A 23,902-nucleotide genomic window follows, 5' to 3' on the forward strand; every position below is an offset into this window, starting at 1 on the left:
CTCCTACCGGGAGATCTCGGCGTACGGAACGCCGGTCGCGCGTCGGGCCACCCGGCGTGCGACCTCGGCGAAGGCCGGGGCGGCGGGCGAGTGACCGGCCTCCGGAAACACGACGGCGGCCACCAAGCCGAGGGGCTCCTTCGGAGCGACGTTGTGCACTCCCGGGTGCGGGAACATCCGTGTGGCCGACAGCGGCATCAGTCCCACCATGTGCTGGTAGGCGATCTTCAAGGACACGTCCTGGGCCGAGCGGGCGTGGAAGCCGACCGTCGGGGCGTCGTCGTCCCCGTTCCGTCCGCCCACCCAGAAGTCGAGGCCCGGCTCGGGGGTGACCCAGGGCTGATCGAAGACCTCGGTCACGTCCACCGCGGCTGCCCCAGCCAGCGGATGCCCCTTCCACAGCGCGAGGGAAGCGGGCTCGGTGAAGATCGGTACTCGTGTCACGCCCGGCATGTCGACGTTCAGGGGCAACAGCGCCACGTCGTACTCGCCGGCCAGCAGCGGGGCGAGACCCTGGTGGAAGTCCGCTTCATGTACCCGGACTGTGACGCTGGGATACCGCTCGCAGAACGCCTCGATGACCGGATGCGTCAGCTCCGCGAGAGCCACCCCGTAGAGCGCGACCCGCACCTCGTCCCGTCGCCTGGCCCTGATGGCGTCCGCGGCGGCGGCGAGCCGGTCGGCGTCGGCCAGCACCTCGCCCGCCCGTTCGAGCAGTTCCGCGCCGTCGGCGGTGAGCGCCACATGCCGTTTGTCGCGGTCGAACAGCTGGACGCCCAGCTCACGCTCGAGGGCGGCGATCGATCGCGTCAGCGCGGGCTGGGTGAGGTGCAGACGCTCGGCGGCGACCCGGTAATTCAAGGTCTCGGCGAGCGCCGAGAAATGGCGCAGGTTCCGGAGTTCCACTCAGCCCTCCAGAAAGGCGGGGTCCACGGCGTTGTGGTCCGCGCCAGGTTACAGCGAGCTTCCCCGCACGTCACCAGGCAGAAATGTGCGGCATTCCCGTCATCCCCTCCGACCTGCTGTGATGCGCGGCATTCATCAAGCCCCCAGTTACCGGCATTGGACGGTCCTTCGCCGCGCCGCCAACACTCCCTTCAGGCCGACCCAGAACATCAGTGGATGGGGTGCGAATTGTCCGAGACAACCGAGGCAGCCGAGAAAATCATCGAGATTCCGCAGCCGGAGCCGGACCTGACACCGGAGGAACTGGTGCGCCGGGCCGCCGGCATGAGGGCCTGGCTACGTGATCATCAGGACGAGACGGAACAGCGGACCGGTATCCCCGAGGACACGCACAAGGCGTTCCTGGAGGCGGGTTTCTACCGGACCCTCCAGCCACGCCGCTTCGGCGGCTACGAGTTCGACCTGCGGACCTACTCCCGGATGGTCACCGAGGTGGCCCGCGGCTGCCCGTCCAGCGGCTGGAACCTGTGTCTGGCCGCCTCCCACAGCCTGGTGGTGGCCGGCCGCTTCCCCGAGAGCACCCAGCGCGAGGTGTTCGGGCCGGACGGTGACTTCCGGGCTCCGCTGCCGATGGCCCCGAGCGCCACCGCGACGAGGACCCCCGACGGGTACCTGGTCAACGGCCGCTGGGACTACGCCTCCGGAGTCAACGTCTCCACGCACTTCCTGGGTGGCGTGCTCATCATCGACGAAGAGGGCGGCATTCCCACGCCGGGCATGGTGCTCGTGCCCTCCGGCTGGCGGATGCTCGACAACTGGGGCGAGATCCTGGGCTTCCGCGGCAGCGGCTCCAACAGCGTCGTGGCCGAGGACGTCCTCGTACCGTACGAGTACGTGTCCAGGACCCACCTCGCGGCGAGCGACGTCACCGACGGGCCGGGGGTGGAACTGCACGGCAATCCGCTGTACGCGGGCCGGCTGATGTCGTTCTTCAACATCCAGCTGTGTTCGATCGTGGCGGGCACCGCCTGGGCCGCAGTCGACGAGTACCGGCGGATCATCACCACCAAGAACAGCCCGCTGCCGCCCTTCAAGCCGCGCAGCCACGATCCGGAACATCAGCGCAACCTCGGCCTGGCCACGGCCCTGGCCGACAGCGCGCAGCGGATCATCCTGTCCGTCGCCGACGACTACACCGCGTACGCCGCCCGGGGCCTGGCAGGGGGCGAGCCCTTCTCCGAACTGGACGACCAGGCCCTCTCCGTCACGGCCCGGCAGTCCGGCCAACTCGCCTGCCAGGCCGTCGAGATGCTGGCCTCGGCCAGTGGCTCCAGCGCGCTGGCGAACGGCGAGCGCATGCAGCGGTACCTGCGCGACGTCGCCACGTACAAGACCCACATCAACGCGCAGCACGGCTCGTGGGCCACGGCGTACGCCCGTTCTCTGCTCGGGCTGGAGACCCCGGCGTGAACCGGCGGACGCCCGCCGCGACGGCGCCCGGCGGTGGCCCGGCGGACGACCCCGGCCGGTTCCGGCATGTGCTCGGCCACTACCCGACGGGTGTCACGGTGGTCACCGCGAAGGAACCCGACGGCACCCCGGTCGGCATGGTGATCGGCTCGTTCGTCTCGGTGTCCCTGGACCCTCCGCTCGTCGCGTTCTTCGCCGGCCGCTCCTCCACGACCTGGCCCAGGATCATGGCCGGCGGCGTCTTCTGCGTGAACGTGCTGGCCGCCGGCCAGGAGAGCCTCTGTCGGGACGTCAGCGCCAAGGCACCCGACGTCTTCGACCGCCACCCGTGGCGCGGAGCGGCCTCGGGCAGCCCCGTCCTGGCGGGCGTCGTCGCCTGGATCGACTGCGACGTCGCCGACGTGTGGACCCTCGGCGACCACTACTTCGTCCTCGGCCGCGTCCGGGAACTCGGGGTGGAGAAGACCGGCGCCGCACCGCTGGTCTTCTCCCGGGGGCGGCTCGCCCCGTTGCCGCCCCGCCGGGACCACGGCGAATCGGCCGACTACACATGGCCCGACTGGTTCTGAGAGCTCTGAGAGAAAAGAGACGCACCATGCGCAATCAAGGGCTCGGCTCGTGGCCCGCTCGGCGTGCCCGCATGGCACCGGAGGCCACCGCCGTCGTGCACGACGGTGGATCCCTGTCCTACGGAGAGCTGGCCGCGCGCGTGACGCGGCTCGCTCACGCCCTGCGTGCCCTGGGGGTCGGACACGGCGACCGGGTGGCCTACCTGGGCGCGAACCATCCGGCCCTGGCGGAGACGCTGTTCGCCGCGAACGCGCTGGGCGCCGTCTTCGTCCCGCTCAACACCCGCCTCGCGGCACCGGAGTTGGCCTTCATCCTGGGCGACTCGGGAGCGTCGGTGCTGGTGTTCGGGGCCGAACTCACCGACGTCGTCGACGCGTTCAGGGACGACGTCGGGGTGAAGCACTACGTCGAGGTGGGGAAGGCGTACGAGGAGCTGCTCGCGGGCGCGCCGGACAACCCCCTGGACGAGACGGTCGGCCTCGACGAAGTGTGCATGATCCAGTACACCTCCGGCACCAGCGGCCGTCCCAAGGGCGTCATGCTCACCCACGCCAACATCGCCTGGAACTGCTTCAACATCCTGCTGGACGTGGACATCGCCTCCGACGACGTCGCTCTGGTGGTGGCACCGATGTTCCACACCGCCGCTCTCAACACCGTCTTCCTGCCGGGCTTCCTCAAAGGAGGGACGTCGGTGCTGATGGGCGGTTTCGACCCGGAACGGGTGCTCGACGTCATCGCCGAGCACCGGGTGACGAGGATGTTCGGCGTGCCCGCGATGTACCAGGCCATGGCCCGGTCGTCGCGGTGGGCGACGGCCGACCTGTCGTCGGTCCGGATCCTGATGTGCGCGGCGGCACCCGTACCCAAGGCCCTCATCCACACGTACCAGGACCGTGGCCTGACCTTCCTCCAGGCGTACGGCCTGACCGAGACCGCTCCCGCCGCGCTGGGCCTGCGCGCACAGGACAGCATCCGCAAGGCCGGCTCGGCCGGCACACCCTGCTTCTTCACCGACGTACGTGTGGTGCGGCCCGACCTCACCGATGTCGCACCGGGCGAGGTCGGCGAGGTGATCATCGCGGGCCTCAACGTGATGAAGGGTTACTGGCAGTGGCCCGAAGCGACCAAGGACGCCTTCGTCGAAGGAAGTTGGTTCCGCTCCGGAGACGCGGCCACTGTGGACGAGGAGGGGTACGTCACGATCGTCGACCGAATCAAGGACATGTACATCTCCGGCGGGGAGAACGTCTATCCGGCCGAGGTCGAGCAACTCCTCTACCAGCATCCCGCGGTCGCCGAATGCGCGGTGATCGGCGTACCCGACGAACGATGGGGCGAGGTCGGCAGAGCGCTGGTCGTGCCCCGCGCGGGCGCCGACGTGTCGCCCGACGACATCATGGACTCCCTGTCCGGCCGACTCGCCAAGTACAAGCTCCCCAAGTCGGTCGTCCTCGTCGACGCCCTGCCCCGCAACGCCGCCGGCAAGATCCTCAAGGCCCGCCTGCGCAGCCAGTACGGCTCCGTGCCGGCCCGCGGCGCCGAGGAGGCATGACGCCAGGCTCCGTGCGTAGGACGCGGGCCCAGCCCCGGCCCACCGCACGGGATCTTCTCGATGCCTCCCAGCGCGTGCAGCTCACCAGCGGAGACCACGGCGGGCCGAAGGACAAAGGTCGAAAGGCCGGCGTAAGACCAGCAGCCTCGACGGCAAGGCCTCACGCGCCGCCCGGCTGCGTGAAGACCACAAGCCCGGCCAGGCCTGCCAGTCCGCTTCCCTGTCAACTTCAGCGTGTTGAAGCGGACACCGGCATCCGGCGCAGCGGTGACTGCGATGTACCGGCGCTCACGGGCCTGGAGCCGCTGTTGCCGCTCACCCAGACCAGTTCGTTGCGAAGGCTCACGGCATGCCAGCAGCCGGATCAGGGTGCCGCGCTCGCGGGCGGTCAGGGCTCGAGCCCACTCGACCTCGCGGGCGTTGTTGCGTGCGAAGAGCTCACCGACCACGTCGTGTCCGTAGTCGGTGAGCTGGATGGTGACCGACCGGCCGTCCTTCTCCGACCTGCTGCGCTGGAACGTCGATGTCCGCGTCCGGCGCGATTCCTTACTTCACGACCTACCCGCAGGACGACTGATCGGCGCCCGCTTCGGGGCCCTCCGAAGCGGGCGCCGCCCCAGGGCTCCTTGTCAGCCCGCGTCGGGGATCCAGCTGCCGTGGAAGCCGAGGGGAACCCGGGCCGGCAGGTGAACGGTGGCCACGGGATCCGCTGTGATGTCCTGGGCGGACAGGATGACCAGGTCCGTGGCGGAGCGCTCGGGGTTGTGCGCGAACGCCAGCACATGACCGTCGTCCTCGGCCACGCCGCCTGCCGCCGGCACGAAGACCGGCTCGCCGAGGGCCTGCCCCCGGCCGAATGTGCGGATCTCCTGGGTGCCGCGGTGCAGGTCGTGTTTGATGACCCGGTTGGAGAACGCGTCGTCACCGAGTTGGTCGAGTTCGCGGGTGGCGGCGAAGGACTCGATCAGATCGGTGGTGGCCGCCGTGTAGCCGTAGCGGTGCGGCAGCGAGGTCAGCCGGTCGTTGATCCGGGGGAACTCCTGCGGCCGGTCGTCGAGGCGCTGCACGGTGGCCTTCCCCGCGGCCGGGTCGAGGGTGTAGCGGTCCAGGGCGGGCGTGCCGTGGCCTTCGATGGAGCCGGTGGCGTTGGACATCATCCTCGGGTGGGTTACCACGTCCAGAACCACGCGCTCCCCGTCGTCGTAGGCGTTCAGCGTGTGGAAGATCCATACGGGATCCACATCAACCCACCGCACGTCGGCCGCGGTTCCCGCCCGCGGCATCACCCCTATGCGGGCCTGGTGCGCGTCGTTCCACTCGTAGGGAACCGGTGCGCCGCGCAGGGCGGCCTCGCGGCTGAAGGTGACCGGCAGGTCGTAGACGAGGACGTGGTTCTGGGTCAGGGCGAAGTCGTGCATCATCGCGCCTGACGGCACGGAGATGTTCTCGGTGCGGGTGACCCGGCCCTCGGGGCCGACCACGTGGTAGGCGACGTAGGGCAGGCCCGCCATGTAGGCCACGGCGTGGAGTTCGCCGGTGGCGCGTTCCGCCTTGGGGTGGGCGGTGAATCCCCCGGGGAGGGTGCCGTCGAAGTCACAGGTCGACAGAGTGGTGAGGTCATGGCCGAGTTCGTAGGGCAGGGTGCCGCCCTCGACCAGGGCCAGTGTCCTGCCCGCGTGGCCGATGACGTGGGTGTTGGCGGCCACCTCCACGCCCCCGTAGACCGTGACCTTGCGCGGTGGTTCGCCGAGCAGGTGGTTGACCGCGCTCTGGCGCACCCAGCGGTTGCGGTACCACTCCGCCCGGCCGTCGCGCAGGCGCACGCCGTGCACCATGCCGTCACCGAGGAACAGGTGGTAGCGGGCGTCGTCGACGGCGATGGGGTTCGGGCCGTTGCGCAGATAGCGGCCGTTCAGATCGGCCGGGATGGTGCCGGTGACCGGGAGGTCGAATGCCGTGACCTCTTCGCGCACGGCGGCGAAATCGCCGCGCAGATAACGGTTGGGGCCGGCTGCGGCGTCGTTCATGAAGGTGCCTCCTTGGCGTGTTCCGGTGGACACCGAGGGCGGTAACACTGTTACCCCACGGGTGTGATCGGTCGGTTCTGGACGCCGGGTCAGGACGCGGGCAGACGCCTGAGCACTCCGTCCGGGTCGTACCGGCGCATGGCAGCGGTCAGCCGCGGCCACTGCGGGCCGAAATGGGCGGCCCAGTCCTCGGCGGTGCGGGCGACGGCGCCGACCGGGTCGCCGGTTCCGCCCAGGGCGAGGGCCCGCTCGGATCGGGTGCGGTTGGCGGCGGCCGTCCGCTGGGCCCAGTCCGGATCGTTGTTGGGGCCGCAGGGGAAGAACGCGACCATGAACACCACCGGTTCCCCCTCGGGCACCCGGAACAGGGGAGTGGTCAACCGCTCGGTGGAGAGGGGGTACACCTCGATCGTGCCCATGGCGCCCATGTCGCTCGGCGGGACTTCCGCCGTGAGTCGTTCGATGTACTCGGTGACGGCTCCCGGGGGCAGGAAGACGGCGAACCAGGGGTGCGCGTGAGGTGCGTCGGTGGTGACGCACGAGAAGGTGTCTTCCGTGCCCAAGCGGTGGAGGAACTCCCGGTAGGTCATGTCGGTGATCCGCACTGTCCCGCGAGGGCGGTTCAGGAGGGCCAGCAGAGCCTCGTCGTCGGGGAGCCCGTGTGCGGGGTCGTACTCGACCGCCGCGTCGACGGCGTACAGCCAGCCACCGGGCCCCGGCGGGACCCATCCCTCCAGATGGCCGAAGGCCCCGGTGCGCAGGAGTCGCCCCTGCTCGGTGACGAGGTCGTCCGCCGAGTCCAACGTCGCCTGGTACAGGCGGACCCGCGGCGGGGCGGGAATCAGCCGCAGGGTGACCTTGGTGACGACCCCGACCTGGCCGAGGCCGCCCAGCACCGCGTGGAACAGCTCGGGCTCACGGTCGCGAGAACAGATGTGTGTCCGGCCGTCCCCGGTGACCACTTCGAGCTCCAGCACCTGGTCGGTCTGCGCGCCATGGCGGTGCGAGGCACTGCCGAGGCCGGCGAACGAGAGGGTGCCGCCCACGGAGACACTCGGGAAGTCGGTGAGCACAGGGGGAGTCAGGCCGTGTTCCAGGGTCGCGTCCACCACGGCGGACCAGGGGACGCCCGCGTCCACGGTGACCCGGTCCTCGCCCACTTCGTGGACGGTCGACAGGGCGGACATGTCGATCACGATGCCGTCGGCGACGAGGGCCCGGCCGTGCACCGACCGGCCGCGGCCGCGCACGGCGACGGGCAGGGAGCGGGCGGCGGCCAGCCGGAGCGCCTCGGCCACGTCCGGCGCGCCGGTAGGGCGTACCACGGCATACGGCGGCTGCGTCGGGGCGACCCTTCCGAAGTCGTCGGCCGCCGCGGCGGTGGACTCCTTGTCCGTCAGCAAGGTCACGCGGGGTTCTTCCGGCATGGCCGGGTTCCTTTCTGGAGCAGCGGGCGGTAACAGTGTTACCGCCCGCCCGTGGACAGAGGCGGGAGCCGGCGGCAAGCTCGCCGTCAGAAAACGCGGTCGGTCAAGTGCGCCCCGATCACCGTGTCGAGCAGGGCGGCATGCTGCCTCTCCGCGGCCTCGTGGGTCAGGTAGCCCGCGAGTTCGAGGCTGACCACCCCGTGCTGGGAGGCCCACAGCATGTGGGCCACCTCTTCCGGGTCGCTGTCCGCGGAGAACCGCCCGGACGTCACGCAGGCGGTCACGGCCCGGACCAGGATCTCGAAGACGGCACGACTGTGTCCCCTGGCTTCCTCGCTCGGCACGAACCCGGGGATGGCCTGTTCGAACATCACCCGGTAGTAGTCGGGTACGGCGAGCGCGTTCTGCCGGTAGGCCACTCCCAGCGCGCGGAGGTGGGCGACCGGGTCGCCCTGAGCCGGAACGCGCAGCAGTCGCTGCCGGAACCGTTCGAAGCCGTCCGTGAACAACGCCTCCGCCAGGCCGTCCTTGCCGCCGAACATCGTGTACACGACCTTGGTGGTACAGCCCACGTCGCCGGCGATACGCCGCAGCGTCAGCGCCCCCGGTCCCTCCTCGACCAGGAGACGCCTGGCCGCCTCGAGGAACGCCCTGCGCAACGCGCCCTGCCCGCTGCGCAGGGCGCGCTGATACGCCGTCACCTCTGCGGCCATGCTGGTCCTCCGTCGGTGGTAACACTGTTTCCAGAATGCGACAGTGTTACCTCCGCCGTCAAGGGAGCCGGTGACGAACCGGACGCCGGCGGCCCGGCCGCTCGGTGGACTGCGAGGGCTCGCCTGAGCCGGGTGAGCCACGGCCGGTCGACCAGGTGCCCTGTGGTGCCGGGCACGTGCAGGCGAGAGGCCTGACGCGAACGGCACCTCAAGGAGCCGGCACAGCGCCTGCCGCGGGCGCGCGGGCCACTTACCGGCCGAGCGGTCCTGCGCGCCGATCACGGGCGGATGTGGTCGTCGGCGGCACCGACGGTGGCCGGCCGCGCTGCCTCACCGGTCAGTCGGAAGAGACCGGCGGCCACCAGGCGAGCCGGAAGGCCGGCACGTCCTGGACCCAGTCGCCCAGCAGCTCGGCGCCACCGATGTGAACAATCAGAGGGTGGGAGGGCGGACGTCCCTTGACCCGGAAGATGCGGGCGACGCGGCGGGGTCCTCGGCGTTCGCGCCCAGTCCGTACACGGTTTCGGTCGGGAGGGCCACCAGGCCGCCGCCGCGCAGCACACGGGCCACGTTCTCGATGTCACTGGTTGTTGCCATCACCTTGGCAATTCCTCCTACTCGCTCCGCGCTCTCACGTTCTGTGGTCGCACGACGAGCCTCTCGGGCGATGGCACCATGAGCTCGGCCGCACCAAAGCCGTCACGGCGGTGGTGGCGGCCGGCTTCAGCGCAGAGTCCACAGGTCCTACCCCGGCCGGCCGGTCATCGCCGGTGTCGTCTGCTGGGGGAACCGCGCCTCTGGTAGCCAACGAGCCGGCAGCGCCGATGTTGCGAGCATCCGGACCTCCGACTTGGCCGGGCCCCGCATCCGAGAAACTCCTGCATCCGCAGCGGACCAGGCGCGTTGACCAGCCCGAATTGCCCCTTCGGCAGAGTGCTGGCCGATCCCGTGCTCATCCGGCGTCAGTAAGGCCCAGGCGGTGTGCGCCGCTGGGGAAAGACATGGACGACTGGATCGGAGGTGGACGGCCGCTCACGCAACTGCAGGTTCTCCGGAGAGCCGGAAACGGACGGCGGTCGCCCGGAGTTCGGGTGGGAGCGGGCGCTGGACCTGATCGAGAGGCGTTAGCGACGTACGCTCCCCACTGGTACCCACCCCGAAGGCAGGAGCAGCAACGATGCAGTACGTGAAGCTCGGTTCGACGGGCCTGGACGTGTCGCGGATCTGTCTGGGATGCATGACCTACGGCCTCCCCGACCGCGGCGCGCACGAGTGGACCCTCGACGAGGAGGCCTCCCGCCCGCTGATCCGCCGGGCGCTGGAGGCGGGGATCACCTTCTTCGACACCGCCAACGTCTACTCCGACGGCACCAGCGAGGAGATCGTCGGCAGGGCGCTGCGCGACTTCGCCCGCCGCGACGAGGTCGTGCTGGCGACGAAGGTGCACGGCCGGATGAGGCCCGGCCCCAACGGCGGCGGCCTGTCCCGCAAGGCGATCATGACCGAGATCGACCACAGCCTGAGCCGGCTCGGCACCGACTACGTCGACCTGTACCAGATCCACCGCTGGGATCCGCACACCCCCGTCGAGGAGACCATGGAGGCCCTGCACGACCTGGTCAAGGCGGGCAAGGTGCGCTACATCGGGGCCAGTTCCATGTACGCCTGGCAGTTCTCCAAGGCCCAGTACACCGCACAGCTGCACGGCTGGACCAGGTTCGTGTCCATGCAGAACCACTACAACCTCCTCTACCGGGAGGAGGAGCGCGAGATGCTGCCCCTGTGCGCGGACCAGGGCGTCGGAGTGCTGCCCTGGAGTCCGCTCGCCCGCGGCCGGCTCACCCGGGACTGGGACACCGTCACCGGCCGCAGCACGAGCGACAACTTCGGCAGCCGTCTCTACCAGGAGGGCGACCGCACCATCGTGGAGGCGGTCACCCGCATCGCGGACGACCGCGGCGTCCCGCGCGCCCAGGTCGCCCTCGCCTGGCTGCTGCACCAGGACACGGTGACGGCGCCGATCATCGGCGCCGCCAAGCCGCACCACATCGACGACGCGGTGGCCGCGGTCGAACTGGAGCTGAGCGACAAGGAGATCGAGCAGCTGGAGCAGCCCTACACCCCGCACCCGATCGCCGGTCACTGAACCGGCGCTAGGTGTGCTGTCCGTGCGGCGCGAACTCCGTGCCGCACGGACCCGCGCCCTCGCTCTCCGGCAGCGCCACCCGATCGCCGCTCATCGTCAGCGTGCGGTAGTAGCCGCCGATGCGCTCGGTGGAGCGGCCCACGTAATGGCCGATGAAGGAACGGCGGAACCGGTCGGCGGTGTGGTTGGGCTGCGAGCCGTGCACCAGACTGCCGTTGAAGAACAGGACGTCGCCCGGCTCCAGGTCCACCGGCACGGGCGTCAGACCGGGCGGCGGCGGTACGTATTCCCGTGCGAAGGACAGTTCCACATCCGCCTCCTCCGGGCAGAACAGCTCCATCCGGTGCGTGCCCGGCACCACCTCCAGGCCGCCGTTCTCCCGGTCGATCACGTCGCAGGCCACCCAGGCCGCCACGCACGTGCCCGGCTCCACCCGCAGATAGAAGTTGTCCTGGTGCAGCGCCTGCCCCCGGGCCCCCGGCGGCTTGAAGTAGAACATGCTCTGCGCGGCCAGGACCTCCTCACCCAGCAGCGTCTCCAGCACACTCCGCAGCCGCGCGTCCAGCAGCATGCTCCGCGCCAGGTCGTTGATCTCGTGCGGATGCATCACCCGCGGCCACGCCCGCAACGGGTCCGTACCGGGCCCGTCGGCACGGGGCTCGAAGTGCCCGGGCACCGGTCCGGCCGCGCGCAGCGCCGCGAACTCGGCGCACAACCTGTCGATCTCCTCGTACCCGAACAGCCCCCGGACGACCGTGAAGCCGTCCTCCTGGTACCGCCTCAGCTCCTCCTGAGACAGGATGGGAGCGCCGGCGGCGCCGATGTCCGTGACGGTCATACGTCCACTCCTCGGTCGGGTGTCCTCGGCCCGTCACGCTAGGCCACCGGCCAAAGGAGGGGGATGCCCGTGTGTGCTGACGGATTGCCCAGGACTGCTGCGGCCGGTGATCCGGCCCCTCCGCCGGGCCTGGTGGTGGTCGGCCGCTACGACGAGGCTTCCGGCTACCGCGTCAGCCGGCCGCGCGGCGCGGACAGCTGGCTGTTCACCTGGACCACGGGCGGCCATGGCCGGCTGCGCCAGGGCACGGCCGAGGTGCGCGCCGGGGCCGGAGACCTGGTGGTGCTCGGCCCGGGTGTCCCGCACGGCTACTCGGTCGAAGAGGGCGCACCGCACTGGCGGTTCTGGTGGGTGCACTGCCAGGCCCGGCCCACCTGGTCGCCGTGGCTGCGCCCGTACGACGCCGGGGACGGTATGTACGTCGTCACCCCGGCCCCGGCCGCTGTGCACGGCCGTATCGAGGCGACGTTCCGCCGGATGCTGACCGACGCCCGCTGGACCGGGGCGGAGCGCCGCCCGCCACCGCCCCCGGGGACGACCGGGTGGCCGTCGCGCACGGCACCGCCGCCCGCGAACTCACCCTGTGCGCCGTGGAGGAGGTCCTGCTGCTCACCGCCGCCACCGCCCTGGCCCCGTCACCCCGGCCCGGTGCCGACGCCCGGGTGCGCCGGGCCCGGGCCCTGATCGACGCCGACCCCGGCGCCCCGCACACCGTCCGGTCGCTGGCCGAGACGGTGGCGCTCTCACCCTCCCGGTTCGCCCACCTGTTCACCCAGCAGCTCGGCCAGTCGCCGATGCGCGCGCTGCGCGAGGCGCGCCTGCGGCATGCCGCGCGGTTGCTGGAGGGCACCGACCTGCCCGTGGAGCGGGTCGCCGCCGCCTCGGGCTTCGCCAGTCCGTTCCACTTCAACCGCGTCTTCCGCGAGCGCTTCGGCACGCCGCCGGGCGCCTACCGGGCGGCCCTTCTATTGGTTGGACGAGAGCGCTCTCAATGCCGGTGCGGAGACCGGCGTCCCTGTGTGAGCTGCTGGGAGGGGAACGGTTCAATGGTTTCGGGGCGCGATGGGGGAGTGGAATGAATGTGCCGCGGCAATTACCGCTCCGATAGGGCGCTATCCTTTAGGTCTCCCGATTGACGTTTTGTCAACAGCCTTGTCAGCGCACGCAATGCACAAAACTGTGAGATCCCTTGTTCCACCTCGCTGGCCTGTGCAAAGGTGTGCCTGCTTCCCGTGGCCCCGCGTGCTTCAAAAGAGCTGCCCAGGGTCCGTGTTCGGGAGGCCCAATCCCGCACGAATCGGATCCTGCCACCCCATGGGCGGGGCCACATACCCCTTGGTATGGACTAATTGCGCATGTCCTTGGAGGAATGCAGCCGTGAATGACGCAGGCCTGCCGAATTCCCCCGCTTCAGCCCGCCGGTTCGACACGACCGACGAGCAACTGAGCGCCGAGCTCAGGAAGTGGACGGGGGCGACGCCCGCGCTCCAGCCGGTCGGCGAACTGCTGGACCGGCACTGGGAAGCGGCCTTCGCCTACGCGCGGCTGTGCACGGACGGTCCCCGTTCCGCCGGGATGCTCACCACCGCCGCGTTCACCCGGCTCTTCGGCGAAACCCTGCGCCAGACCGGACCGACCTCCGCCTGGCGGCCCCAGCTGCTCGTCACCGTGCGCCGCATCGCCGCCGAATGGGACACCGACCGCCGACGCGAACACCTCCACCCCGAGCTGTGCTCCGAGGCGGGCGACGGGGAGCGTGTGGCGGCCCGCCTGCTGCCGACGCCGGACCGGCGTCTGCTGTCCGGTGCCTTCCAGCGGCTGCCGCAGTCCGCCCGCTGCCTGCTGTGGCACACTGAGGTCGAGGCCGAGCCGCTCGACGTCCCCGGCGCGCTGCTGGGCCTGGACGAGGAGGGCGCGCGCGTCGAACTGGGCCGGGCCCGCGAGCGGCTGCGCGAGGAGTGCCTCCAGCTTCACCGCGAACTCGCGCCCGAGCAGGAGTGCCGGCAGTACCTGCGGCTGCTGGACGTGACCTACCGGCGTGGCGGCATCGACCTCGACCCCGACCTGCGCGCCCACCTGGACCGGTGCAAGCACTGCCGGCACACCGCCGAGCAGCTCGACCGGTTCAACGACGGCCTCGGTCTCGCGCTGGCCGAAGCGGTGCTCGGCTGGGGCGCGCGGGCCTATGTGGAATCCAGAGCGGCGGGCGCCGACGACCCGGCCGCGGCCGATGAGGCGGTGCCGCCCCACATCGCCGCGGCAGCAGCGGGGATGCCGTTCCACGACGCCCAGGCTGCGGGGATGCCGTTCGACGACGCCCCGGAGGCGGCGGCCCCGTCCCAGGGTGCCGCGGCCCACTCGGCGGTGCCGCTCCCGCCCCTGGCCGGCGAGGCCTTCCCCACCGTGGCGCCCCGTCCCCGTACCGTCTCCCGGTCCGCGCAGAAGGCCGCCCGCCGGGCCCGTCGCCGGAACACGGCCGTGGCCGTCCTCACCGTCGGCGGGCTGATCGTCCTTCCGTTGGTCCTGTGGTCCACCAGCGGCTCCGGGGCAGGAACCCCTCCGGCCGACGGCGCCCCGTCCTCCGACACGCCCGAGAAGGGCACATCGACCTCCGACCCGTCCTGGGCCGACAGCGGTGACGCCGCCAAGGGCGCCCTGACCGGACGGCTGCACAACGCCGATTCCGGGCTGTGTGTCGGCCTCGTCGGCAAGAAGGCGGTCGAGGGCGCGGAGACCGAGCTGGCCACCTGCTCCTCTGAGGCTGGCCAGCAGTGGACGTACGAGACCGACGGGCTGCTGCGCAGCGTCGCCGACCCCGGCCTGTGCCTGGACTCCCACCTCGGTTACTCGGTGCGGCTCGCACCGTGCACGGGCGAGTCCGAGCAGGACACCAAGGACATCCGCTACGACTTCACCCTCCAGGGCGCCCTGGTGCCGCGCTGGGACCAGGATCTGGCCCTGGCGCCCGCCGCGACCGACGGGGCGGGGGCGCTGGTCCTGAAGGCCCGCTCGGACAGCGCCGCCCAGCGCTGGGTGATCGACACCTCCAAGACCGACCTTCAGATGGAGGTGGTCAACTGGGACGCCAAGAGCGGCCTGACGAAGTCCGTGTCCCCGACGCCGAGGCCGACTCCGCGGCCCTCGAAGACGTCCACGGCCACGCCGACGCCGTCCCCGACGCCGTCGACGCCCACGCCGACGGGCCCGAGCCCCAGCAGCGACCCCTGCTCCTCCTACGGCTACCACTGCTCGTGGGACGGTCGGTACGGCCGGCCCGGCTACGGCGACGGATATGGCTCCGGCCACGGCTATGGCGGGGGCCGCTGACGCTGGTCAGGGGCCGGTGCCGGGGCTGAGGGGCGTGAGAAACACCTTGGAGGCGTTGCCGCCCACGGGGACCTTCCCGGCCGTCCACTTCACTTCGAGGGAGTCCCGCTCGTCCGGGGGAGTGACGAGCAGGGCTGCCGGGGTGGCGGTGCGGGCTCCGCTGATCTCGGGGCTCGCGAACCGCAGCCCGGCCCAGGCACTCCTCCCCGGCGTCAGCGTGACGGTCTCGGGTGTGCCGGGGGAGCGCTGGGGGTCCGGGCCCAGCTGCCTGCCCGAGGCGTCCACGAAGGCGGCGCCCGGGTAGCCGTACAGGGTGCAGGTGCGCGAGGACGCGTTGGTCAGGACGACCGGGAAGTTCCGCTGCCCGGCCCCTGGGTCGACGCGGCCGACGGCCGCGCGCAGCTGCGACGTGTGGCAGCGGTCGCCGGTGTGGCCGGAGGCGGCCATGGACGCGGCCGTGTCGCTCGGCACTGCGGCGTTTTCCTGGTCAGCGGCACCGCCGGTGCCGGTCGTGCGGCCGTCCGTTGCGGGCAGTTGCTGGGCGGCGCGATCGGTGCCGCAGGCGGTCAGCGCGCCGAGTAACGCGACGGAACTCGTGAGCAGGGCCGCCCGGCGCCTGGACCGGGACGTGTTCGCCATGGGGTCTCCTCGGACGTGGCTACTGTGCGCAGTGGCCCGGCTACGGGTGTCCGATGCCCGACGCGGCAAACAACCGGCACCGGGCCCCAGGGTCCCGTCAGCCCTCCCCGAACAGCTCCAGCTCCGCCCAGATCGTCTTGCCCTCGGTCGTGTGCCGGCTGCCCCAGCGCTGCGTGAGCTGGGCGACCAGGAGCAGACCGCGGCCGCCCTCGTCCCAGGTCTTGGCGCGACGCAGGTGCGGAGCCGTGTGGTTGGCGTCGGACACCTCGCAGATCAGCGTGGAGGCGTCGTGGATCAGTCGCAGCCGGATCGGCGGGGCGCCGTACCGGATGGCGTTGGTGACCAGCTCGCTCACCACCAGCTCGGCGATGAACGCGGCCTCGTCCAGCCGCCAGCCGGCGAGCTGATCGACGACCTGCTTGCGGATGGGCGCGACCAGCGCCGGGTCGGCCGGGATGTCCCAGGTGGCGACCTGCGAGGCCGGCAGCCCTCGGGTGCGGGCCAGCAGCAGGGCCACGTCGTCGGCGGAGCCGCCCGGCGGGAGCAGGGCGTGCAGCACGTGGTCGCAGATCTCGTCCAGGGAGTCGGAGGACACCGACAGGGTGTCGCAGAGCAGCCCGCGGCCGACGCCGGCGTCCCGCTCGCCGGCCTCGATCAGCCCGTCGGTGTAGAACGACAGCACCGTGCCTTCGCGCAGCTCGAACTCGGCCGACTCGAACGGCAGCCCGCCCACGCCCAGCGGTGGGCCCTCGGGCAGGTCGACCAGCCGGGGCCGGCCGCCCGGCGGGATCATGACGGGCGCCGGATGGTCGGCCCGGGCCATGGTGCAGCGCCGGGACACCGGGTCGTAGACGGCGTACAGGCAGCTGGCGCCCACCTCTCCCGCGCCGTCGCCGCCGGACTCCGCGGACAGCCGGACCACCAGGTCGTCGAGGTGGGTGAGCAACTCGTCGGGGGTCAGGTCGATGTCGGCGAGGGTGCGGACGGCGGTGCGCAGCCGGCCCATGGTGGCCGAGGCCTGGATGCCGTAACCGACGACGTCCCCGACGACCATGGCGACCCGCATCCCGGACAGCGGGATCACGTCGAACCAGTCGCCGCCCACTCCGGAGCGCGTGGCCGGCAGATAGCGGGAGGCCGCGTCCACCGCGGGGGTGCGCGGCAGCACCCGGGGCAGCAGGCTGCGCTGCAGGGTCAGGGTCGTCTCGCGCTCGCGGGAGTAGCGACGCGCGTTGTCGATGCACACGGCGGCACGTGCCGTGACCTCCTCGGCCAGCAGCACGTCGTCGTGGGTGAACTCGGCCGAGCGGCGGAAGCGGGTGAAGACGGCGACGCCGAGGGTCATGCCCCGGGCCTGCAGCGGGACGGACATCGTGGAGTGGATGCCGTACTCCTTGACCCGCTGGTAGCGGACCTTGTCCCAGGCCAGCCACTGCTCAAGGTCTCCGGACGCCAGGGTGGCCACGACCGTGTGGCCCGCGATCAGGGAGGAGGCCTGGGGTGAGGCGGCCGGGTAGACGTCCAGCTGCCCCGGTTTGGCCACCGCCTCCGGGCTGCCCGGGTTGACCGACCGATGGGCCGCCCGCCGCAGACCCACCGGCGCCGTCAGACGGCCGGCGGGCTCACCGCTGTCCTCCTGCGCGTCGAGCAGGTCGACGCTGACGAAGTCGGCGAGCGCGGGTACGCACACATCCGCCAGCTCCTGGGCCGTACGGGCGACGTCGAGGGTGGTGCCGATGCGCACGCTGGCCTCGTTGACCAGCTGCAGCCGCTCCCGGGCGAGGTACTGCTCGGTGAAGTCGTGCGCGGTCACGCAGACGCCCAGCACCTGCCCCTGGCCGTCGGTGACCGGTGCCAGCCGGGCCAGCCAGGCGTGTGCCTCGCGCTCCCCGCTGGCCTTCAGGTACGACTCCATCTCGCGCCGTCCGCCGGTGGTGAGCACGTGCCGCATGTGCTGCTCGAACTCCCTGTTCTGCGGTCTGACGCCGAGGTCGGTGGCCCTGAGGCCGCGGACACGGGTGGCGGGCAGGCCGATCAGTTCCGCCATGGCGTCGTTCATGCCGCGCAGCCGCAGCTGCTCATCGAAGATCATCGTCGCGCAGGGCGACTGCGTCAGGGCCACCGCGATCAGTGGGTCGTGCCGCTGATCGGGCACGTCGCTGCCCAAGGGCGTGACGGCCAGCCAGTCGCCGGGGCCGCCGCCGTCCGGCTGTCTGCGGTGGGCGAGCACCCATACGGGCACGGTGTGACCGGCACGGTGCCGCAGCGTGAGCGTGCCGCTCCAGCGCTCCTCGCCGGGCCCGGGCGGCGTGACCTTGCCGCCGTCGGCCAGCAGCTCGGCGGCGGGACGCCCCACCACGTCCTCCGGGGCGTGGCCCAGTAGCCGGCGCGCACCGTCGTTCCACTCCAGCAGCGTGCCGGTGTCGTCGATGACAGCCCGGGCCGTAACGGCATCGTCGTACGGGTTGACCGGACTCATCGTCGCCACTCCATCGCGCACACTCACAGTGAACAGGTGAGGTCACTTGAGTTCCAGCCTAGTGCGTCGGGTGCTCGCGTGGGCCGGAACCCCCTTGTCCCCGCCACGCGGGCCGGGGCGAAGATCCGGCCGGATGCGGCCGGTGGGGCAGAAGGACGTTCCCGCACCCTTGACGGCCGAGTGTGGCACCCCGTCAGAATCTGTTTGTTCGCGATCAGTTATGAGTAATTCTGAGCCATTCGAGACGTAATGGCTTCTGAGCCCTGATGAGGGAGAGCCGCATGACGGTCACGCGCAGATCGGTCCTGATCGCCTCCGCGGCCGCGCCAACGGCCGGAGCGCTCCTGGGCGCTCCGGCGGCGTGGTCCGCGGAGGGGACGGGAGGCGCCCTCGGCCGCCGCACCGTCGCCCTGCGCGACGGCTGGCGCTTCGCGCTGGTCAACCCGGGCGGGATCACCGACCCCACCGGCGTGTACGCGGACGCCGCCGACCCCGGCCACGACGACACGGCGTGGCGTGAGGTGGCCGTCCCGCACGACTGGAGCATCGAGCAGACACCCACCACCGAGCACGGCACGACCAGCGGCACCGGCTTCTTCCCCGGCGGCCTCGGCTGGTACCGCCTCGCCTTCACCCTGCCGCCCTCCTGCGCCGGCAAGCGGATCTCGGTGGAGTTCGACGGCGTCTACATGGACTCGTACGTCTACTGCAACGGCAAGGAGGCCGGCCGCCACCCCTACGGCTACACCGGCTTCGCCTTCGACCTCACCGACCTGCTGCACACCGACGGCACCACCGAGAACGTCCTCGCGGTCAAGGTCCAGAACCGGCTGCCGAGCAGCCGCTGGTACTCCGGCAGCGGCATCTACCGCGAGGCACGCCTGGTCGTCACCGAACCGGTGCACGTGCGGCGCTGGGGCACGTACGTCACGACCCCGGAGGTCACCGACGAGCGGGCCCTCGTCAGGGTGCGGACCTCCGTGGTGAACGAGTCGGGCGCCTTACGGCAGGTCGAGATCCGGTCGACGGTGAAGGACGCGGACGGCCGCACCGTGGCCCGCGCCGCCTCCACGGTCGGCGTCGAGGACGAGCGGACCGAGGCACACGAGCTCACCGTCGCCCGGCCCCGCCCGTGGGACTTCGCCGACCCCCACCGCTACACCCTGCTGACCGAGCTGCGCGTCGACGGCAGGACCGTCGACACCTACCGCACCCCCTTCGGCATCCGCACCGTCCGCATCGACCCCGACGAGGGCTTCCACCTCAACGGCGTGTACACCAAGTTCAAGGGCGTCGACCTGCACCACGACCTGGGCGCCCTGGGCGCCGCCGTCAGCAGGGACGCGATCCGCCGGCAGATGACCATCATGAAGTCGATGGGCGTCAACGCCTTCCGCACCTCCCACAACCCGCCCTCGCCCGAGATGATCGAGGTCTGCGAGGAACTCGGCATCGTCATGCTGGTGGAGGCCTTCGACTGCTGGAAGAGCCCCAAGACGCGCTATGACTACGGCCGCTTCTTCGACGAGTGGGCCGACAAGGACATCGCGGAGATGGTGCTGGCCGCCCGCAACTCGCCCGCCGTCATCATGTGGTCGATCGGCAACGAGATATCCGAGTTCACCTCCACCGCCGGCCTCGCCATGGCCGACCGGCTCATCGCCGGCATCAAGGCGTACGACGACACCCGCCCGATCGTGATCGGCTCCCACCGGCACCGCAGCGTGCCCGCCGCGGGCTCACCCGCCGATCTGATCCTCGCCAAGATCGACGGCCTCGGCCTCAACTACAACACCGCCAAATCGGTGGACGCCCTGCACGCCCGCTACCCGAAGCTGTTCCTGTTCGAGTCGGAGTCGTCCTCGGAGACCTCCACCCGCGGCGCCTACCAGGAGCCGGAACACCTCAACACCGGCGAGAACCACACACCCGGCAAGAGGGCGACCTCCTCGTACGACAACAACCTCGCCTCCTGGACGATGAGCGGCGAGTACGGGCACAAGAAGGACCGGGACCGCAAGTGGTTCGCGGGGCAGTTCCTGTGGTCCGGCATCGACTACATCGGCGAGCCCACGCCGTACGACGTGTTCCCGGTGAAGGCGTCCTTCTTCGGCGCGGTCGACACCGCGGGCTTCCCCAAGGACATGTACCACCTGTTCAAGAGCCAGTGGACGGACGAGCCCATGGTCCATCTGCTGCCGATGACCTGGAACCACGCCAAGGGCGACACGGTCGAGGTCTGGGCGTACGCCAACGTCGGCACCGTGGAGCTCTTCCTGAACGGAAAGTCCCTGGGGACACGGAAGTTCGACACGAAGAAGACCGTCGACGGCCGGGTGTACCTGGAGACGACCGAGGCGACCGGTGACGACAAGACCTTCACCGACGGCCCCTACCCCGGTAGCTACACCAGCCCGAACGGCAGCGCGGGCAAGCTCCACCTGACCTGGAAGGTGCCGTACGAGCCGGGCGAGCTGAGGGCCGTCGCCCGGCGGGACGGCAGGGTGGTCGCCACCGACGTGCTGCGCACGGCCGGGGCGCCGCACGCGATACGGCTCACGCCCGACCGCACGTCCCTCGCCGCCGACGGCCGTTCTCTGGTCTTCGTGACCGCCGAGGTGGTCGACCGGCGCGGCACGGTGGTGCCCGGCGCCGAGCACCTGATCGCCTTCGAGGTGACGGGCGGCTCCCTCGCCGGGCTCGACAACGGCCGCCAGGAGAGCGCCGAGCGCTACCAGGCGAGCACCAGGACCGCCTTCCACGGCAAGGCGCTCGCGATCGTCCGGTCCGGTACGAAGGCGGGGACGGTGAAGGTGACCGCCCGCGCGGACGGCCTGCGCGCGGACACGGCCACCGTGCGCGCCACCCCGGCCCCCTCCCGAGCGACCACGCCCGCCCCCGAGTTCCGGCCGGACCACCCGGCGCCCCTGGACCACCCGCACGCGGACGCCAGTTACTCCGGGCGCCCCGACACCCTCCCCGCCGCCATGCTCGACGGCGACCCGGCCACCGGCTGGTCCAACGGCTTCTCCAAGGCGGCCACGGCCCTGCTGCCCGCCTTCGACGGGGCCCGCACCGAGGACTGGGTCTCGGTCGACTACGGGCGGACGCGGAGCTTCGACCGGGTGGAGGTCTCCTTCACCGTGGACGCCTCCCACACCCTGCCCGCCGCCATCGAGGTCGAGGTGTGGGACGGCCGGGCGTACCGGCCGGTGAAGGACGCCGTGGTCGACTGGGCCACCGCCTCCGACACACCGACGCTGATCACCTTCGGCGCGGTCCGAGGCTCCCGCCTCCGGCTGACGCTGACGAGCCGGCACCCGGACGAGGCGCGCGGCGCGCTGCGGATCAGCCGCCTGGAGGCGCCGGTCGCCTGATGCCGGCGCAATGAGAGGCCCGGACGGGGCAACCGGTCCCGTCCGGACCGTTGACGGAGTGTCATAACTGCAACAAGCATGGCTGCGTCCGCATCTGGGAGCGCTCCCACAACGAGCGTCACCCGTACCTCCCGCGAGGAGCCCAGACGTGAAACGACGCAGAACCGCCCTGTTGTCACTGACAGCCCTGTTAGCCGCAGCCCTCACGGCGCTGCCCGCCGCCCCGGCCGGGGCCGAGGAGGTCGAGCAGGTCAAGAACGGCACCTTCGACACCGGTACCGAGCCCTGGTGGACGACGAGCAACGTCACCGCGGGCCTGTCCGACGGCCGGCTGTGCGCCGACGTCCCCGGCGGCACGGCCAACCGCTGGGACGCGGCCGTCGGCCAGAACGACATCACTCTCGTGAAGGGGGAGTCGTACCGGTTCAGCTTCACCGCCTCCGGCTCGCCCGAAGGACACGTGGTGCGGGCGATCGTCGGCCTGTCGGTGGCGCCGTACGACACCTACTACGAGGAGACGCCGCAGCTCAGCGTCTCCGGGAACACGTACACCTACACCTTCACCTCCTCCGTCGACACCACCCAGGCCCAGGTCGGCTTCCAGCTCGGCGGCAGTGCGGAGGCGTTCCGTTTCTGCCTGGACGACGTCTCGCTGCTCGGCGGGGTGGCGCCCGAGCCGTACGAGCCCGACACCGGGCCCAGGGTCCGCGTCAACCAGGTCGCCTATCTGCCCTCCGGACCGAAGAACGCCACCCTGGTCACCGACGCCACCTCGAAGCTGCCCTGGCAGCTGAAGAACGCCGACGGGACGGTGGTCGCCCGGGGCACGACCGTGCCGCGCGGCACCGACGCCTCCTCCGGGCAGAACGTCCACTCGATCGACTTCGGCGCCTACCGGAAGGCGGGCAAGGAGCTCACGCTGGTCGCCGACGGCGAGACCAGCCGCCCCTTCGACATCGGCACGGGTGCCTACGAGCAACTGCGCCTCGACGCGCTGAAGTACTACTACACCCAGCGCAGCGGCATCGCGATCCGCGACGACCTGCGTCCCGGGTACGGCAGGGCGGCCGGGCATCTGAACGTGGCGCCCAACAAGGGCGACGCCGACGTGCCATGCCAGCCGGGTGTGTGCGACTACACCCTCGACGTCACCGGCGGCTGGTACGACGCCGGCGACCACGGCAAGTACGTCGTCAACGGCGGCATCTCCGTCTGGGAGGTGCTGAGCACCTACGAACGCGAGACGCTGGCCCGCACCGGAGAGCGGGAGAAACTGCGCGACGGCACGCTCGCCATCCCCGAGAGCGGCAACAAGGTGCCCGACATCCTGGACGAGGCCCGCTGGGAACTGGAGTTCCTGCTGAAGATGCAGGTGCCGGACGGGAAGCCGCTGGCCGGCATGGCCCACCACAAGATGCACGACGAACAGTGGACGGGACTGCCGCTGCTGCCGAGCGACGACCCGCAGAAGCGCGAGCTGCACCCGCCGTCCACCGCCGCGACGCTCAACCTGGCGGCGACCGCCGCGCAGGCGGCACGCCTGTACCGGCCCTATGACCGCACCTTCGCGACGAAGGCTCTCGCCGCCGCGCGCAAGGCATGGGCGGCGGCCCTGGCCCACCCCGGCGTGCTCGCCTCGGAGAGCGACGGCACCGGGGGCGGCGCATACGCCGACCGGGACGTGGCCGACGAGTTCTACTGGGCGGCAGCGGAGCTGTATCTGACCACGGGGGAGAAGCCGTTCGAGGAGTACGTCCTGAAGTCGCCCGTCCACACGGCTGACATCTTCGGCCCCATCGGCTTCGACTGGGCCCGTACGGCAGCGGCCGGGAGGCTCGACCTGGCACTGGTGCCGAGCAGGCTCCCCGGCCGGGACAAGGTCCGCCAGTCCGTCGTCAAGGGCGCCGACGGCTACCTGGCCACGCTGAAGGCCCACCCGTACGGTATGCCGTACGCCCCCGACAAGAACCTGTACGACTGGGGCTCCAGCCACCAGATCCTCAACAACGCGGTCGTCCTGGCCACCGCGTACGACATCACGGGCGCCTCGAAGTACCGTGACGGGGCCGTCCAGAGCATGGACTACATCCTCGGGCGCAACGCGCTGAACATCTCCTACGTCACCGGCTACGGCGAGGCCAACGCGCACAACCAGCACAGCCGCTGGTACGCCCACCAGCTCGACCCGAAGCTCCCCGGCCCGCCGAGGGGGACGCTGGCCGGGGGAGCGAACTCGGGCATCCAGGACCCCTATGCACAGAGCAAACTCCAGGGCTGCGTCGGCCAGTTCTGCTACATCGACGACATCCAGTCCTGGTCGACGAACGAGCACACCATCAACTGGAACGCGGCCCTGACCCGCATGGCGTCCTTCGTGGCGGACCAGGGCTGACCCCGGGCCGACGGGATGCATGTGAGCCACGTCTCA

The 23,902-nt window shown here is 71.0% G+C and carries 14 protein-coding genes and 2 pseudogenes; 8 read left to right on the forward strand and 8 right to left on the reverse strand.

The genetic code is table 11. The annotated features are described in order from the left end of the window. Positions 1–3 precede the first annotated feature (3 nt). Positions 4–906: a LysR family transcriptional regulator gene (locus tag NW895_RS22270; protein WP_289937536.1), complete on the reverse strand. Its 903-nt coding sequence runs from the start codon at positions 904–906 to the stop codon at positions 4–6. A 228-nt stretch (positions 907–1,134) separates the two neighbouring features. On the opposite strand from NW895_RS22270, the gene NW895_RS22275 reads away from it, so the two are divergent. From NW895_RS22275 to NW895_RS22285, 3 genes are read left to right on the forward strand one after another with little or no spacing between them, the layout of a single operon-like run. Further along, positions 1,135–2,376 (forward strand): acyl-CoA dehydrogenase family protein, encoded by a 1,242-nt coding sequence (locus tag NW895_RS22275; RefSeq protein WP_289937537.1) that lies wholly within the window; start codon positions 1,135–1,137, stop codon positions 2,374–2,376. After that, complete coding sequence (locus tag NW895_RS22280; RefSeq protein ID WP_289937538.1) at positions 2,373–2,945, forward strand: flavin reductase family protein; 573 nt, start codon at positions 2,373–2,375, stop codon at positions 2,943–2,945. The genes NW895_RS22275 and NW895_RS22280 overlap by 4 nt, the downstream gene beginning before the upstream one ends. 26 nt (positions 2,946–2,971) lie before the next feature. Next, on the forward strand, positions 2,972–4,501 hold the full coding sequence (locus tag NW895_RS22285; RefSeq protein WP_289937539.1) for a long-chain fatty acid--CoA ligase: 1,530 nt from the start codon (positions 2,972–2,974) through the stop codon (positions 4,499–4,501). A gap of 629 nt (positions 4,502–5,130) precedes the next feature. Here NW895_RS22285 and NW895_RS22290 read toward each other — a convergent pair. The 4 genes and pseudogenes from NW895_RS22290 to NW895_RS22305 form a co-directional block, all read right to left on the reverse strand. Beyond that, positions 5,131–6,528 (reverse strand): carotenoid oxygenase family protein, encoded by a 1,398-nt coding sequence (locus tag NW895_RS22290; RefSeq protein WP_289937540.1) that lies wholly within the window; start codon positions 6,526–6,528, stop codon positions 5,131–5,133. 89 nt (positions 6,529–6,617) lie between these two features. Then, a complete protein-coding gene (locus NW895_RS22295; RefSeq protein WP_289937541.1) occupies positions 6,618–7,955 on the reverse strand; it encodes an FAD-binding protein in 1,338 nt (445 codons plus the stop codon). An 86-nt stretch (positions 7,956–8,041) separates the two neighbouring features. Continuing rightward, positions 8,042–8,668: a TetR/AcrR family transcriptional regulator gene (locus NW895_RS22300; protein WP_289937542.1), complete on the reverse strand. Its 627-nt coding sequence runs from the start codon at positions 8,666–8,668 to the stop codon at positions 8,042–8,044. 343 nt (positions 8,669–9,011) lie between these two features. Further along, positions 9,012–9,265: pseudogene (locus NW895_RS22305) on the reverse strand (Sua5/YciO/YrdC/YwlC family protein); the annotation flags it as partial. 580 nt (positions 9,266–9,845) lie between these two features. Here NW895_RS22305 and NW895_RS22310 point away from each other — a divergent pair. Beyond that, complete coding sequence (locus tag NW895_RS22310) at positions 9,846–10,814, forward strand: aldo/keto reductase (protein WP_289937543.1); 969 nt, start codon at positions 9,846–9,848, stop codon at positions 10,812–10,814. A 7-nt stretch (positions 10,815–10,821) separates the two neighbouring features. Here the strand turns inward: NW895_RS22310 and NW895_RS22315 are convergent, their stop codons facing one another. Beyond that, positions 10,822–11,652 (reverse strand): phytanoyl-CoA dioxygenase family protein, encoded by an 831-nt coding sequence (locus tag NW895_RS22315; protein WP_289937544.1) that lies wholly within the window; start codon positions 11,650–11,652, stop codon positions 10,822–10,824. A gap of 63 nt (positions 11,653–11,715) precedes the next feature. Here NW895_RS22315 and NW895_RS22320 point away from each other — a divergent pair. Together NW895_RS22320 and NW895_RS22325 are read left to right on the forward strand one after the other, a co-directional pair. Next, positions 11,716–12,731: pseudogene (locus NW895_RS22320) on the forward strand (AraC family transcriptional regulator). Positions 12,732–13,029: 298 nt separating this feature from the next. Then, complete coding sequence (locus NW895_RS22325) at positions 13,030–14,979, forward strand: ricin-type beta-trefoil lectin domain protein (RefSeq protein ID WP_289937545.1); 1,950 nt, start codon at positions 13,030–13,032, stop codon at positions 14,977–14,979. A gap of 6 nt (positions 14,980–14,985) precedes the next feature. On the opposite strand, the gene NW895_RS22330 is transcribed toward NW895_RS22325, so the two are convergent. Together NW895_RS22330 and NW895_RS22335 are read right to left on the reverse strand one after the other, a co-directional pair. After that, positions 14,986–15,618, reverse strand: coding sequence for a DUF4232 domain-containing protein (locus tag NW895_RS22330; RefSeq protein WP_289937546.1), 633 nt, complete (start codon positions 15,616–15,618; stop codon positions 14,986–14,988). 97 nt (positions 15,619–15,715) lie between these two features. Next, a complete protein-coding gene (locus tag NW895_RS22335) occupies positions 15,716–18,097 on the reverse strand; it encodes a SpoIIE family protein phosphatase (RefSeq protein WP_289937547.1) in 2,382 nt (793 codons plus the stop codon). Positions 18,098–18,378: 281 nt separating this feature from the next. Here NW895_RS22335 and NW895_RS22340 point away from each other — a divergent pair, with 281 nt between their 5' ends. Beyond that, a complete protein-coding gene (locus NW895_RS22340) occupies positions 18,379–21,474 on the forward strand; it encodes a glycoside hydrolase family 2 TIM barrel-domain containing protein (protein ID WP_289937548.1) in 3,096 nt (1,031 codons plus the stop codon). A gap of 148 nt (positions 21,475–21,622) precedes the next feature. Next, entirely contained in the window at positions 21,623–23,866 is a 2,244-nt protein-coding gene (locus tag NW895_RS22345; protein WP_289937549.1) for a glycoside hydrolase family 9 protein, read from the forward strand. Positions 23,867–23,902 lie beyond the last annotated feature (36 nt).

The organism is Streptomyces sp. S.PNR 29 (assembly GCF_030386795.1).
In the GTDB taxonomy this organism is placed as follows: domain Bacteria; phylum Actinomycetota; class Actinomycetes; order Streptomycetales; family Streptomycetaceae; genus Streptomyces.